Source organism: Dermacoccus sp. NHGro5, from assembly GCF_017565385.1.
Taxonomy (GTDB): Bacteria; Actinomycetota; Actinomycetes; order Actinomycetales; family Dermatophilaceae; genus Dermacoccus; species Dermacoccus nishinomiyaensis.
This window is the reverse complement of sequence record NZ_JAGEKQ010000005.1, coordinates 1-14036: the sequence shown is the minus strand read 5'-3', so window position 1 is coordinate 14036 and position 14036 is coordinate 1. Positions and strand designations below refer to the sequence as shown.

At 70.2% G+C, this 14036-nt stretch carries 13 protein-coding genes, 1 tRNA gene and 1 riboswitch; of the genes, 5 read left to right on the top strand and 9 right to left on the bottom strand.

Annotated features, from left to right (window positions below):
• The first annotated feature begins 126 nt into the window (after positions 1 to 126).
• Positions 127 to 195, top strand: a riboswitch (cobalamin riboswitch).
• A 47-nt stretch (positions 196 to 242) separates the two neighbouring features.
• The 4 genes from J4Z35_RS02460 to J4Z35_RS02445 all read left to right on the top strand — a co-directional run bounded on the left by J4Z35_RS02460 (position 243) and on the right by J4Z35_RS02445 (position 3244).
• The gene (locus tag J4Z35_RS02460; RefSeq protein ID WP_074041273.1) at positions 243 to 962 is read left to right on the top strand and encodes an energy-coupling factor ABC transporter permease; all 720 of its coding nucleotides are present in this window, start codon (positions 243 to 245) and stop codon (positions 960 to 962) included.
• Positions 955 to 1359 (top strand): energy-coupling factor ABC transporter substrate-binding protein, encoded by a 405-nt coding sequence (locus tag J4Z35_RS02455; protein ID WP_074041272.1) that lies wholly within the window; start codon positions 955 to 957, stop codon positions 1357 to 1359. The genes J4Z35_RS02460 and J4Z35_RS02455 overlap by 8 nt, the downstream gene beginning before the upstream one ends.
• A gap of 2 nt (positions 1360 to 1361) precedes the next feature.
• Positions 1362 to 2126 (top strand): cobalt ECF transporter T component CbiQ, encoded by a 765-nt coding sequence (cbiQ, locus tag J4Z35_RS02450; RefSeq protein ID WP_074041271.1) that lies wholly within the window; start codon positions 1362 to 1364, stop codon positions 2124 to 2126.
• A gap of 125 nt (positions 2127 to 2251) precedes the next feature.
• Positions 2252 to 3244, top strand: coding sequence for an ABC transporter ATP-binding protein (locus tag J4Z35_RS02445; RefSeq protein WP_074041270.1), 993 nt, complete (start codon positions 2252 to 2254; stop codon positions 3242 to 3244).
• Between the two features lie 287 nt (positions 3245 to 3531).
• On the opposite strand, the gene J4Z35_RS02440 is transcribed toward J4Z35_RS02445, so the two are convergent.
• A complete protein-coding gene (locus tag J4Z35_RS02440; protein WP_006943489.1) occupies positions 3532 to 5328 on the bottom strand; it encodes an FUSC family protein in 1797 nt (598 codons plus the stop codon).
• Positions 5329 to 5452: 124 nt separating this feature from the next.
• Between J4Z35_RS02440 and J4Z35_RS02435 the strand changes: the two genes are divergently transcribed.
• Positions 5453 to 5863, top strand: a complete 411-nt coding sequence (locus J4Z35_RS02435; RefSeq protein ID WP_143181311.1) for a hypothetical protein — start codon at positions 5453 to 5455, stop codon at positions 5861 to 5863.
• A gap of 80 nt (positions 5864 to 5943) precedes the next feature.
• Here the strand turns inward: J4Z35_RS02435 and J4Z35_RS02430 are convergent, their stop codons facing one another.
• The 8 genes from J4Z35_RS02430 to J4Z35_RS02395 form a co-directional block, all read right to left on the bottom strand.
• A complete protein-coding gene (locus J4Z35_RS02430) occupies positions 5944 to 6468 on the bottom strand; it encodes a PadR family transcriptional regulator (RefSeq protein ID WP_062256187.1) in 525 nt (174 codons plus the stop codon).
• A 115-nt stretch (positions 6469 to 6583) separates the two neighbouring features.
• Positions 6584 to 9283 (bottom strand): ABC transporter permease, encoded by a 2700-nt coding sequence (locus J4Z35_RS02425; RefSeq protein WP_074041269.1) that lies wholly within the window; start codon positions 9281 to 9283, stop codon positions 6584 to 6586.
• 1 nt (position 9284) lies between these two features.
• Complete coding sequence (locus tag J4Z35_RS02420; protein WP_074041268.1) at positions 9285 to 9623, bottom strand: hypothetical protein; 339 nt, start codon at positions 9621 to 9623, stop codon at positions 9285 to 9287.
• Positions 9620 to 10390: an ABC transporter ATP-binding protein gene (locus tag J4Z35_RS02415; protein ID WP_074041267.1), complete on the bottom strand. Its 771-nt coding sequence runs from the start codon at positions 10388 to 10390 to the stop codon at positions 9620 to 9622. Before J4Z35_RS02415 ends, J4Z35_RS02420 begins: the two co-directional genes overlap by 4 nt.
• Before the next feature lie 515 nt (positions 10391 to 10905).
• The gene (locus tag J4Z35_RS02410; RefSeq protein WP_074040921.1) at positions 10906 to 11877 is read right to left on the bottom strand and encodes an NAD(P)H-quinone oxidoreductase; all 972 of its coding nucleotides are present in this window, start codon (positions 11875 to 11877) and stop codon (positions 10906 to 10908) included.
• Between the two features lie 9 nt (positions 11878 to 11886).
• Entirely contained in the window at positions 11887 to 12615 is a 729-nt protein-coding gene (locus J4Z35_RS02405; protein ID WP_083603979.1) for an NTP transferase domain-containing protein, read from the bottom strand.
• 92 nt (positions 12616 to 12707) lie between these two features.
• Entirely contained in the window at positions 12708 to 13271 is a 564-nt protein-coding gene (locus tag J4Z35_RS02400) for a TetR/AcrR family transcriptional regulator (RefSeq protein ID WP_074040920.1), read from the bottom strand.
• A 609-nt stretch (positions 13272 to 13880) separates the two neighbouring features.
• Positions 13881 to 13970, bottom strand: a tRNA-Ser gene (locus tag J4Z35_RS02395).
• Between the last annotated feature and the right edge of the window lie 66 nt (positions 13971 to 14036).

Sequence of the window (14036 nt, the reverse complement as noted above, 5' to 3'; positions counted from 1 at the left end):
TAGGGGCCGTCAGAGGTGGCGGGCCGGGCACGACGAAGGTGTGATCCCCGTTGCGGGAGCTGCTGCGTCCCGGGTGCCCACGGCGGGCGGGCGGTTCGCTAGGGTGGGCAGCGCGCGTCACCCAGGACGAGGAAGCCGGTGAGAATCCGGCACGGTCGCGCCACTGTGAACGGGATTTCCGTGAGTCAGGAACTCGGGGTGACGCCATCGAGCGGGACGCGTCATCCCGGGAAGGTGCACTCATGCATATCGCTGAGGGGTTCTTGCCCCCTGTTCACGCTGCCGCCTGGAGCGCGGTAGCGGCCCCCTTCGTCATCCACGGAGCGCGCGAGATCAAGCGCACGATCGAGAAGCATCCGGAGTCGAAGCTGCTGCTCGGCGGAGTCGGGGCGTATTCGTTCGTGCTGTCGGCCATCAAGTTGCCGTCCGTCACCGGGAGTTCGTCGCATCCGACGGGCACCGGCGAGGGCGCCATCATCTTCCGCCCGCCTGTCATGGCGGCGCTGGGCACGATCGTGCTGCTGTTCCAAGCCTTGCTGCTCGCGCACGGCGGGCTGACGACGCTCGGCGCGAACGTCATGTCGATGGCCGTCGTCGGGCCGTGGGCCGGGTACGGCGTCTATAGGCTGATGCGTCGCGCGCCGCTGTCGGTCGCCGTGTTCTGCGCCGTCGCCGTCTCCGACCTCATGACGTACGTGACGACGGCGACGCAGCTCGCCCTCGCCTTCCCCGACCGCGCGACGGGTTTCGTCGGCGCATGGTCGCGGTTTCTCGGGCTGTTCGCGGTGACGCAGATTCCGCTCGCCATCGTCGAGGGCCTCGTCGGTGTGCTGCTCATGAACGCGCTGCGCTCCTGGGCCGGCCCGGAGCTCGCCGGTCTCGGATTCGGACGCGATCGTGGGCTCGATGCGGGTGTCGCGGTCTCGGCCGACGTCGAGGCAAAGGAGGCGAGCCGTGCGTGACCGTCGACTGACGAACGTCCTCCTCGTCGTGCTCGCGGCGGCGATCTTCGTCCTGGCGCTCGTCATGGGCACGCGCAGTGGCGACTTCGGTGGCACGGACGCTGCGGCCACCGAAACCATCGAGAAGTCCGACCCCGACTACAAGCCGTGGTTCGAGCCGTTCTGGACGCAGCCCGGTGGCGAGGTCGAATCGGGGCTGTTCGCGATGCAGGCCGCGCTCGGTGCGGGCTTCCTCGGCTTCGTCCTCGGCACGTTCCGCGAGCGTCGCAAGAACCGCGACGCGGCGTCGGGTGTCGCGAGTGCGGGTAACGGTGTTGCGTCAAGTCGTGCTGCCCCGGGTGATGACGCTGCGACGGGTCTCGTCACGAACGCGCCCGACGGTTCGCGGATCGCCTGAGCGTGGCTCATCTCGCGATCGACGAGGCGGCGTGGAGCAGCGCGTGGCGCTCACATGCCGTCAGCGAGAAGGCTGCGCTGGCGCTCGGTCTTCTCGCCGTGGCGATGGTGGCGCGGGACGTGCGCGTCGACCTGGCCGTCGTCGTCGTCGCGTTCGTCGCCGTCACGGTGGGTGCGCGCGTCGCGCCCGGGCTCGTGCTGCGTGTGTGGGCGCTGCCGGCGGTGTTCGTCGTCATCGGCCTCGTGGGCGTGCTCGTGTCGATCGGCCCCGCGCCCGATGACGCGCTGTGGCAGGCGGGGCCGTTGTCGATCGGGCGATCGTCGCTCGATCGAGCCGTTCTGACGGGGGCGCGTGCAGCGGCGGGGGCGGCTGCCGTCCTCGTGCTCGCGCTGACGACGCCGATGACGGACGTCCTCGGCGGGCTGCGGCGCGTCGGGGTGCCGGCGTTTCTCGTCGAGATCGCGGGCGTCGTGTATCGGATGATCTTCACGCTGCTCGACTCGGTCGGCACGATCCGGGAGAGTCAGACGGCGCGCCTCGGATACGCGACGCGCCGCGCGGCGCTCGCGAGCACTGGGACGCTGCTCGCGGGGGTGCTCGTCCGGGCCTGGACGCGCGCCCAGCGCCTCGAAGCGGGGCTCGCCGGACGTGGATACACGGGCGACCTCATCGTCACGACGCCCGCGCGGCAGGCGTCGTGGCGGTCGCTGTGTGGTGTCGTGCTCGTCGTCAGCGCCCTCATCACGTGGGCGGTGATGTCGCGATGAACAGGTGGCTGCAGAACAGGCAAGCTGGGCCGAACGGCGTCGCTCGAGATAGTGAGTCACGTGTGGCTGAGCCCGGCGGCCGGGAGGCAACTGGTACCCGTGGGTTGAGTGTCAGGGATCTGCGCGTGGGGTATCGCGGTCGGGACGCCGTACTCGACGGCGTCGACCTCGACGTGCAGCCGGGGCGGCGGCTCGCGTTCGTCGGCGCGAACGGCGCAGGCAAGACGACGCTGTTGCGCGCCGTGGCCGGGTCGGTTGCGGCGACGTCAGGGGACGTCGTCGTCGACGGGGTGGCGTTGCAGCGTTCGCGGCGCGGGCTGGAGCGTCATCGACAGCTCGTGCAGCTCGTGCTTCAGGATCCGGCGGATCAGTTGTTCTCGGCGGACGTCTTCGCGGACGTCTCGTTCGGCCCGACCAACCTCGGGCTGCCGCCCGACGAGGTGCGGCGACGCGTCGAGGAGACGCTCGACGTCCTCGGGATCAGCGACCTCGCGGATCGGCCGGTTCATCAACTGTCGTTCGGGCAGCAGAAACGCGTGGCCATCGCGGGTGCCGTCGCGATGCGCCCCGCGTACTTGCTGCTCGACGAGCCGACGGCCGGTCTCGACCCGGCCGGCGTCGAGGCGCTGCTCGCGAGCCTCACGTCGCTCGAGGAACGCGGTACGACGATCGCCCTGTCGACGCATGACCTCGCGTTCGCGTGGGAGTGGGCCGACGACCTCGCGCTGCTGCACGACGGGCACCTGCGTCAGGACGCCGCGCATCGTGTGCTCAGCGACGAGCCCGCCCTGCATGCCGCGGCGCTGCGCGCTCCCTGGCAGGCGCAGATGTTGGCGCGCGCAGGCGTGACGTGTGCCGGACCGCAGACGTCGCGCGACGGGGGCGCCGACGGGGCGATCGACGGGGGCGCCGTCGAGGCCGTCAACGAGGTCGTTGGCGGCGACGCGGGGCCTGGTGACACCGCCGGGGACGCGGGGCCCGGCGACGCCGGCGGCGAAGGCCCAGGCGCTCGCCGGCGTCCTGTCATCGGGGCGATGCCGCGCACGATCGATGAGATATACGACGCTGTTGTCAGTGGCGTTTCACGCTCCAGTGACGGCACTGCTCAGGCGGAATGACAGCCCCGGCCGCTCATCGCAGGGGGGTGACAACAGGTGCCGCTGGCAGCTGGCGGCCATCAGCCAGTGACCATCAGTCGGTAATCAGCGGTCGGTGGTCGGGGGTGGTCGGCGGTCGGCGGTCTCGGTGGTCGGTGGTCGGCAGCTGGCGGGCTCGGCGGCTGGTGGATACGGCAGTCGGCGGGTGCCACGGTTGCTCTGCTCAACGCCGCGCAGGATGTTCTCACTCATGGCGTGGGTGGGCCGGGACGTGGGGGAGTGCCACCTCGGCGGTCGCGACGACACCGCTACGGGCGCGGCGCGGTGCCGTGCCCCCCGACGTCGAGTAGGTCGTCGACGCTCGCGGCGATGGTCGTCGCGTCGACGAGCTGCGTCGAGACGGGCGGCAGGTCGTGGATGAGGCGCGCGAGGCGTGACGCCATCGCGTCGGCGTCGAGGTGAGCGAGCGGATCGTGCGTCCAGCACGCCGCGAGGGTCACGTACGTGGCCGAACCGAGGCTCGCCTCGAGCTCGCTCCACGACCCGAGCACGCGCGGCAGGTCGCGCTGTGCTATCTGCAGGACGTGCGCGGCCTCGAGCTGCTCGAAGACGAGGTCGCGCCGCGCGCTGACGCCCCGCTCGGAGTTGTGCTCACCGTCGGCCAGGAGCAGCAGCACCCGCTCGAGGGCGCGCAGGGCGCGACGGAACTGACGACGCACGAGCAGCACGGGCAGACGACGCCCGAACGCCCACAGCACGAACAGGCAGATGACGCACGACAGGGCCGTCTCGAAGATGCGATCGAGCATCAACTCACCGATCGGCTTGTGCGCCGTGCCCGCCGACGCCACGAGCAGCGCCATCGGCGTGATGAACATCGACCCGAGCGCGTAGTTGCGCACGACCGTCCACTGCAGCAGGTACACGCACGTCAGCGCGACGACGATGACCCACCACCCGCTGGGATGCGTGAGGCTGACGAGGAAGAACAACCCGACACCGATGACGGTGCCGACGAAGCGGTGCGCCGCTCGATGCGTCAAGGTCAGCCGGTCGCCGCCGAGGGAGATGAGGAGCGCCGTCGTCATGACCGCCCAGTACGGATGCGTGACGCCGAGCGCGTACGCGAGCACGCACGTCAGCAGCACCGCGAGCGCGGCGCGCCGCGCGATCAGCGCAGGCAAGGACGAGCGCGACAACCCCCAGCGCAGCAGGTAGCGCCGCGGTGGGCGTCCGAGGTAGCGCGCCTGCGCCATGACGGGGACGGCGATCACGGCCCCGGGCAGTCGCGTCGCGGCGGTGCGCTGGACGACTTCGATGTGCAACCGGCGCAGGCGCTTCGTCAGCTCGCGCCAGTGCGGGTCGGGGTGACGGCGGCCTGTCGCCGCGCTCAACGCCCACGCCGCGGAGAAGATCGACGCGTACGCCGTGTCCCGCAGGCGGCCCGTCTCGACGAAATCGCCGTCCGGGTCTGACTCGAAGTACGCGTCACACGCCTCCTGCGCCTCGTCGACGGCTTGATCCTCCGGTTCGTGACGCTGCGGGTACTGCAGCGCGAGGCTCAGCACGCTCGACATCACGGCGCCACAGCCTGCTGCCAGCAGGAACCGGCTGCCGGGCACGCCGACCGTAGGCAGATACGTGCCGATGGCCGGGCCGATCGTCAGAAAGACAGGGCCAGGCGGGTCGCCGACGAGCGCGTGGTACAGAAGCACACTGACGCCGGCGATCGCCGTCAGCGCGACCGTCGTGAGCACCGCATGTCCTGCGACGCTCACCCCGATCGTCAACGCCGCGACGTACGCGAGCGTCATGCACGCGAGGATGGTGACGCGGTGACGCCACGTCCGCTTGACGCTGACGGTGCACAAGAACGTGCCCGTCAACCCGAGCAGACCGAGCTGTGGGCCGAGGACGAACGACAACGCCAGCACCGTCAGCGTCACGCACGTCGTGATGTGTGCCGCCGTCTTCCAGCGCCCCGGCGCGGGCTTGACCTCGACGAACGTCTGCAGCTCGTCCGCGAGGCGCGCCTTCGTCACCCCGCGACGACGGGCAGCGCGACGCACCTGCGGCGGCGCGAGCATCATCGTGAGGCGGGGCATGCCTCTATTGTGAACCTGGCCACCGACAACCCCGGAAACCTGGGCCTTTCGCCTCCACATGTACACGGGTGCTCGTCGCCGCGGCAGTGGCATGGCGTCGTGTGCATGAATTCAGGGACAGAACATGAGAGTCAAGGAACCCGCGGCAGCGGGCACGAAACCGCGCGCCTATGCGGTGCGTTGCCGGTGGCTGCCGTGGAGCCCCCGGGCTCACCGGTGGGCCGGGCAGCTCCTCAGTGCATCCCCCGGCGGTGATGACCTGATCTCGGCGGTGATCTTCGCCATCGTGCTCGTCCCGTTCATCGTCGTCCTGGTCTACCTCATCGGCGAGCTGGCTCTGCTGTTGCTCCTGGTTCCGCTGCTGGCATTGACCCGTTTCGTGTTTCGTCGCCCCTGGGCCGTCTGTGTGAGTCGACGTGGCCGGGTGCTTCACGAGGAGCGGTGCCCCACGTTCAGCGCCGCCCGAGCGCGTCGGGGCGACCTCGCACAGGCGGTGCGAACCGGCACCTGGCGCGAGCTACCGCGTCAGCACTGAGGCGCGCGCGACGAAGCACCTCGACGTCAACCCCGCGCCAGGCGCTCCCACCTCGCGATCCATGTGGACCGCGCACGACGTCAGCCGCGAGCCAGCCGCTCCTCGACGTAGTCGAGCCAGCGCAGCTCGGCCTCGTCGGCGAAGATGAGCGATTCGAGGACGAGCTCGTCGGGCGTCGGAGCGCTCGGCGCGCCCGGTGTGCGGCGCGGTTTCGACCGGTTGAGCTCGCGTAGGTGCCGCATCGTCGCGGTGCGTTGCGTCGAGACGAGCGCACGCACGTCGACCCCTGGCATCGTGACGGCGAGCGCCAACTTGATGGCGAGTTCGTTGCGTGGCGTCACGTCGCGCGGGACGGCCTGGGCCCACCACGAATCCACTTCACCGCGCCCCGTCTCGGTGAGGCGATACGGAATGCGGCCCTCGTCGTCGGCCGCGCCCGCGCCCTCGACGAGGCCGTCGCGCTCGAGGCGCCCGAGCGTCGTGTAGACCTGGCCGATGTTGAGGGGCCACTGCCCGCCCGTGCGCGCCTCGAACTCGGAGCGCAGCTGCGCGCCGTACATCTCCTGCGACGCGAGCAGCGCGAGCAGGCCGTTACGAACGCTCACGTCAGCCCCCTTCGCGTCGTCGCGGTGAACGATGAACGTTCAACGGTACGACGCGGCGCGCCCACCCGCCGAACCCGCCGAACCCGCCGAACCCGGCGCGAGTCGTGCATGACGCTCACCGCTCGCGCCTCGTCAGCACCGGCTTGCGGCGTGCGAACAGCATCGACACGAGCGCTGCGACGAGTGGCACCGCGATGAGCATGATCGCGAGCGACCACCATGGGATCGCGTACGTGCCGCCGCTGAGCTGGTGCGTCCGCTCGTCCATCATGTGGTTCGTCGAGGCCCGCGCCAGGATGAGCCCCGGCGCGATGCCGACGGCGATGCCGATGAGCGCACCGATGACGCCGATCGCCGCCGCGTGCGCGCCGACGATGCGCCGCCGCATCCCCGTGGGCGCCCCGACGGTCGCGAGCGTCGCGGCATCGGCCTGCGATTCGGCGTCGTTGAGCAGCGTCGACACGATCGTCGTGAGCAGGACGACGAACGCGAGCGCCGCCGTCATGATGCCGAGGATGACGAGGATCGGGCTCGAGTAGCCCCGCTCCACCATCAACGGCATGTCGATCGGGGAGGCGGCCTTGAGCTGACCTTCGAGCTTCTTGCTCACCCCACCCTCGGGCGCGACGGTGATCGCTGCGAGATGGGCCGTCATGTGGTGCTTCGCGAGCGTTTCGCGCGCCGCGATGAGCGAGTTCGGCGTCGAACCTGCGAGATTGAACGCGGCGTCGAACGACACGGGGCGTGCCGGCACCGTCAGGGGCGAGCAGGATGCGACGGTCGCCTCCGGCAGCTCGGCGTTCTTCCACTGCACCGCGGCCAGCGTGACCTTGCCGTCGGTGATCGTCGTGGCGCTCGACTGGGGGCCCCATCCCGCCACGCCCAGGCTGTCGTTCGTCGATGGCCCGACGTGGAGGAACTCACCTCGCTTCAGAGCATCTCGCGTCGCGGCATCGAGGCCCATGAGCTTCATGCCGGCGTCGTCGACGCCGAGCACGCTGACGGCCGCGGCGGCGGCGTCCTGACCGGAGCCCTTCGCCGGGCACTTCCCTGCGAGATAGCGGGGCATGAAGTCTCCGGCGCCCACTGTCCACGCACCCGCGGCGCCGGGGACGATCTTGCGGATCGCCGCGATGGCTGTGTTGTCGTCCGCCTCACTGGTCCGCGAGCCGGGAGAGCTCGAGACGAACGCCGCCTCACCCATCGGCATCGACGGGGTGTACGTCTTGGCGAGGTACGCGTCCTCGCTCGCGCCGTAGACGCTGACGCCCGTGCACACGGCGACGGTGGCGAGCACCGCGCCGATCGACGCCGTCGCCCGCGTGCGCTGACGGCTGACCTCACGCACCGCGAGGCGCGGCGTCAGGGGCAGGTGACCGGCGAGCTTGCCGGCCACCATGAGCACGTACGGCACCGCGAGCACCGCGCCGCCGAAGAACAGCGGCACGCCGATGTACGCAAGGGCGGTCTGCCCCTCCTCACTCATCGACGACCCGTCGCCCCCTCGCTGCGTCGCGAAGAACAGGCACAGCGTGCCGGCCGCGACGGCGATGACGCCGATCGTCGGCAGTCGACGCTTGACGACACGCGCCGACACCTGCCCGCGCAGGGCCTGCAGAAGGTTGGTACGACCCGCAGCCCGCGCGGGCACCCACGCGGCGATGAGCGCGGCGAGCGTCGAGACGACGACGAGGCCGACGATCCAGCTGAATCGGATGTCGGTGGGCGCATCGAGGGTCGTCACCTGCCGGCAGGCGATCTTCGCGGCGACGACACCGAGCGCGGTGCCGAGGACGGCACTGACGAGCGCGGTCAGCGCACCGAGGATCATCGCGTTGGCCAGGACGATGCGGCGCAGGACGGCGCGGGTGCCGCCGTTCGCCGCGACGAGCCCGAGGCTGCGACGCTGACGCGTCGCGCCGGCCGCGAACGCCGGGCCGGCGAGCAGTGCCGTCACGGCGACGAAGGCCATCGTCGCGACGGCGATGGCGAAGGCCATGCTCGAATCGCCCGTCGTATTCACGTCATAGGCGCTCGCCTGCGCGGACACGTTGTCGCGGGTCGTCAGGTCGAGGCCGAATCGGTGCCACTGCTCGACGTCAGCGGCCGAGAACGTGCGCGTGTCGTCGAGGAGGAACCCCGGTGACGAGCTCGGCTTGTACCCCGTCGGCACCGGCCCGACGGCGGCGACGTCCGCGAACGGCGTCGTCACGGTGCCGACGACGGTGAGGTTCACCGTCTTGCTGTCGGACGGATTTCCGAAATCCGAACGCGCCTGCATCGGCCCGCCGGTCGGCAACCCCATCTTCTTGCCGTATTCGGTGACGGCGACCTCACCCGGCTTCGACGGCAGGCGCCCCGAGACGAGAGTGGCCTTGCGTGCGAGCAGGGGCGAGGTGGGGTCGGTCAGCATGACGGTGCCCCACGTCGAGGTGAACCCACCCGAAGTCGTCTCCTGCGTGGCGGCGAACACGAAACCTTCCTGGTGGGCCTCGAGCGCGGCAACGCCCGCCTGTTCGCTCACCTCCGCAGCCGTCGGAGGCTTCGATGTCGTGATGGCGCGTCCGGCCGCCGGCATCGGCGCGCCCGGTTTCTCGGCGGACACCGTGACGAGGCCACCGAGCCCTTCCATGGCGCGGGCGCGTTCTTCGTCAGGGCTGATATCGAACGTCGAGATGAAGGCGAGCATCGTCGCCAGTGCCATGACGGGCAGCAGGATGAGCAGCGCAGCGAGTGCCGAGCGGCCCTTGTAACGCATGATGTCGCGCCACGCGAGGCGCAGCGGAAGCCGCCATCCGGCAAGGTGGGAGGCCATCTCAACGACCCCCTGCGCGCGAGGCGTCAGACACCAATGAGTTGCGCGACCCACGACCCGCAGGTGCGGCCGGGTGCGAGATCACCGGACGCGACGCACGCGTCGCGCCGGCCGTCCGCATCGCCATGACGAGCGCGACGCCGATGATGCCGACGAGCAGGACGACGAGCGCCGGCGTCGACAGGAACACGCCCTCGAGCACCGGCCCGTGCGTCGCGTCGAGCCGCGATTCGGCCGGTTTCGTCGTCACGTGCGACGGGGGCGAGCCCTGCGCCCACGTGTGCACGCTGACGACGGCGAGCTCCTGCACCCGCGACAGGTGGTCGGACGCGGTGATCATGCCCGGCCCTGCGTCGTTGCTGCTGTCACACTCGTCGCACCGTGCGAGCGAGTGACGGCGCTCTCCCCGAACGGCGCGGGTTCGTCGCCCACGATGCCGACGACGGCGCCGTCACGCAGGTTGACGATGCGGTCGGCCCACGACGCGTGCCGCGAGTCATGCGTGACGAGCAGGACGGCGGCGCCCGCGTCGCAGCGCTGACGCAGCACCATGAGCACCTCCTCACCCGTGACTGAGTCGAGCGCGCCCGTCGGTTCGTCGGCGAGCACGACGCGGCGCTCGCCGACGAGGGAGCGCGCGATCGCGACGCGCTGCTGTTGGCCGCCAGACATCTCCTCGGGGTAGCGGTCGGCGAGGTCGGCCAGGCCGACGGCGTCGAGCGCCTCGAGGCCGGCCGCGCGGGCGGCGCGCAGGCCCATGCCGTCGAGTTCGAGGGGGAGCGAGGCGTTCTCGGCCGCCGTCAGCGCCGGGACGAGGTTGAGGTCCTGGAAGACGAACCCGACGCTGCGTCGGCGCAGACTCGCCATCTCCTTCTGGCCGACGCCGACGATGCTCGCACCGCCGATGCGCACATCGCCGCTCGTCGGCGCGTCGAGGCCCCCTGCCATGTTGAGCAGCGTCGACTTGCCCGAACCGCTGGGGCCCATGACGGCCACGAGTTCGCCCGGGTACAGCGCGAGGCTGACGTCCTTCAACGCGTGCACGTCACCCGCGGGTGAGGGGTGCACCTTGCTCACGCCGTCGAGCTCGAGGGCTGGTTGCGTCATCGTTCATTTCCCCTCGTGAGGCCTGACGTGCGCCGCCGACGATGTGTCGACGGCGCACGTCACGCTCCCGTTCCCTTACCGCATACGCAGTATGCATACCCGGTATGTACGTGTATACCGGGTATGTGGGTGCTGTGGGGAATGACGCGCCGGTGGGTGTGTCGGGCGTGTCGGGTGAGGCGTGCCGCGCGGCATGTGCCGGGGGCGTCGTAGCGCGTCGAGGCTTGGGGCCGGCGGGCGATGGGGCGTCGGGGTGCGCATCGGCGGGTGGCGGGGCGTCGGGTGTGGAGGTCAGCGAGGGGAGGAGGAAGGCGTCGACGCATGCCCCACGGGGTTCCGCATGCGCAGGTCGGGGCTGAAACCCTGCCATGCGGGATCGCAGCCCCGAACGTCCTGCGTAGAGGCCCGCAACCCTGCCATGCAAGATCGCAGCTCCCAGAGGTGCGCCGGTCCGGCGCACCTCACACCCGGCCGCCCAGTCACTCCGCTTACCCCGTTGCAGAGCGTCACCGCGCTCAGAGCGTCAGCAGCACCTTGCCGATGTGCCCCGACGCAGCGAGTTCGCGGTGTGCGTCCGCTGCCTGCGCGAGCGGGTAGGTGGCGTGGACGATAGGCCGCACGGCGCCCGATTCGATGAGCGGCCACACCGTGTCGCGCACCTCGCGCACGATCGCGGCCTTCTCCGCGAGCGGGCGCGAACGCAGCGACGTCGCCGTCACCTGGGCGCGCTTGGCGAGCAGTTTCGCGAGGTCGAGCTCGGCCTTCGTCCCGCCCTGCATGCCGATGATGACGAGCCGGCCGTTGGGCGCGAGAGCGTCGATGTTGCGGCTCAGGTACTTGGCGCCCATGACGTCGAGGATGACGTTGGCGCCACCCTCGGCCGCGACGGCGTCGACGAAGTCCTCCTCGCGGTAGTTGATGAGGATCTGTGCGCCGAGCGCCTTGCATGCGGCGAGCTTCTCGGCCGAACCGGCGGTGACGGCGACGCGCGCGCCGAGCGCCGTCGCCAACTGGATCGCCATCGTGCCGATTCCGCTGCTGCCGCCGTGCACGAGCAGCAGATCACCGGGCTGCAGGTCAGCGGTGAAGACGACGTTCGACCACACCGTCGCGGCCACCTCCGGCAACGCGGCGGCCGTCACGAGATCGACGCCGCGCGGCACGGGCAGCACCTGGCCGGCGCGGACGTCGACGTACTCGGCGTAGCCGCCGCCCGCGAGCAGCGCACACACCTCGTCACCAACGCGCCAGCCGACGACGTCGGGCCCGAGCGCGTCGATCGTGCCGGAGACCTCGAGGCCGAGGACGTCGGATTCTCCGGCAGGCGGCGGATAGTGCCCCTGACGCTGCAGCAGGTCCGCGCGGTTGACGCCCGCAGCGGCGACCTTGATGCGTACCGAGTCGCCCTCGGGCGCGGGCAGATCGGGCACCTCGGCGAGGGTCATGACGTTCTCGTCACCGAATTCGGACAGCGTGATTGCCTTCATTCCTCGACCCTACGACGCACCCCGCGCACGATGAAACGCCAGATCGTCGACGGTGTCGACGTCGCGGGCGTCGCCCGGGTCGACGGGGGTCTCAGCGAGAGCGAGGGATGCAAGCACCGCACGCATCGACGCGCCGGCAGGGTTCCCGATCGCCCGGCAGGCCGCGGCCAGGGCATCGGCGCGATACACCGCGAGAAGCGGCTGACGACGGCCATCGACGACGGCGACAGCTCCGTCGTGGCAGGACGTGCTGGTCGCCCGCATCGTCAACGCCGCGTCGAGGAGGGCGGGCAGGGCATGGCCGCCCCGGGGCGTGTCGCCGGCGACGAGGGCGATCCACTCGCCGGTGCTGACGTCGAGCGCCCGCGCCAGGGCAGCGACCGGGCCGCCCAGGGGCGGATCCTCCTGCACCCAGGTGACCTGCTCGCGACTGATCGCGCGCGGCGGACCGACGACGATGACGGGCCATGGTGTCGGGAGCGAGGCCAGCGTCGAATCGAGCACGCTGCGGGCGCCGAGCGATACGTCCAGCTTGTCGTCGTGAGCGCCGCCGAAGCGCCGCGACGTGCCGCCGGCGAGCACGACGGCCGTGACGGACAGGTTCAGATCGGATCGTTCGTCGCCTACGCTGCCCCTGCCCGCCCGCCGGCCTGCCGGTTCTGCGGCGGCGCCACTCAGCCGCGAATCGGTGCCGTCGGGTCGGGAGGCGTGCTCGTCGAAAGGCTCGTGCGAGGTCATGGGTCCATCGTCGTGGACGCGAGCGCGCGGTGGGTACGACGCGACGTCGTCGCGCCGTCGCAGGTGGGTGATCCCGGCGAGGAGGCGTCAGGTCAGCTGCGCGGCAGGCGACGCGCGCTGTCGACGAGCTGGCGGGCGCTCGCGTCGAAACCGTCGTAACCGCGAGCTGCGCGGGCCGTCATCGTCATGCCGATCATCGAGCTCGTGAGCAGGCTCGCGTACTCGCGCGCTGCGGCAGTGGTGACGCTGCAGTCGGTCAGGGCCTTCGCGAGGCCACCCTTGAACGCGTCGAACGCTGCACGGCAGTGTTCGAGCTGCGTCGGGTTCTCGGCAGCGACGGTGACCGCGCCGACGGCCGAGCCGGCCTCGAACTTCGTCTCGTCGAGGTAGGCGCGCAGGCGGCCGAGCAGTTCGCTGACGACCTGTTCAGGCGAACGACGTTCGACCGACGCCATGACGTCGAGCCACTGCTGGGCGTTGAGGTCGATGGCGGCGAGAACGAGTTCCTGCTTGCCGCCGGGGAAGTGGTGATAGATCGAGCCGCGCGGCGTCTGCGTCGCCTGCGTCACCTCTGCGAACGAGGTGGCCTGCAGGCCACGGCGGGCGAGCAGGTCGAGGGCACCGGAGATCATGCGATCTCTGACGGGCGACGGCATCGGAGCTCCTTCAGGCAGGTTCAGGGTTTGCAGAAAACCCATGTTGCACAGGAGGGAACCCACGTTCGCTCCTTGAACACTTTATACACCGTCTGTGCTCTTTTTGTTCTGCGGGCGTGCTTCGCCTGGCACTGACGGTCGATAACTAGGACGATGCAAGCGGGCGAGGGTGAAGAGTTCACGCTTTCGTGTAGAGAATTTTACCCGTTCGGTGGGAGTGTGTGCTCCCCCACAGGTGTGGGTTGCGTGCTGCCTGGTTGTTCAGCGCTGCCATCGTAGCTGGACATGTGATCAAGTGTGGTGGAGCTGCTGCAGCCGCAAGAATATTGCGTCGCAACTCCGGTCGATGACGCTGGCGGTGCGTCGTCTTGAGTACGGCAGGTGGTGGGTCGCAGGTGCGGCCGGTGTGGCGTCAGCGACGCGTCGAGGGTGGGTCAAGTGCGTGTCACGTGTGCGTCATGTGGCGGTGGGACTCCGTCGGCGGGGCGGGAGCTCGCTTCGCTCGCTGCCGCCTGCCTCCTCCCAAATCCCCCGTGCTCATTCTGAGATGCGGAAGACCCCCTCCGGGGCGACTTCGTCGCTGATCCCGGAGGGGGTCTTCCGCATCTCTGGCGGTGGCGGTGGGATTTGAACCCACGGTGGAGTTACCCCCACACACGCTTTCGAGGCGGGCTCCTGAGGCCGCTCGGACACGCCACCCGTAAGAACATTACAACCGCTATGCGTCGGAGCAAAAACGAGGTGAAGGAACCGTCACTTGCACAC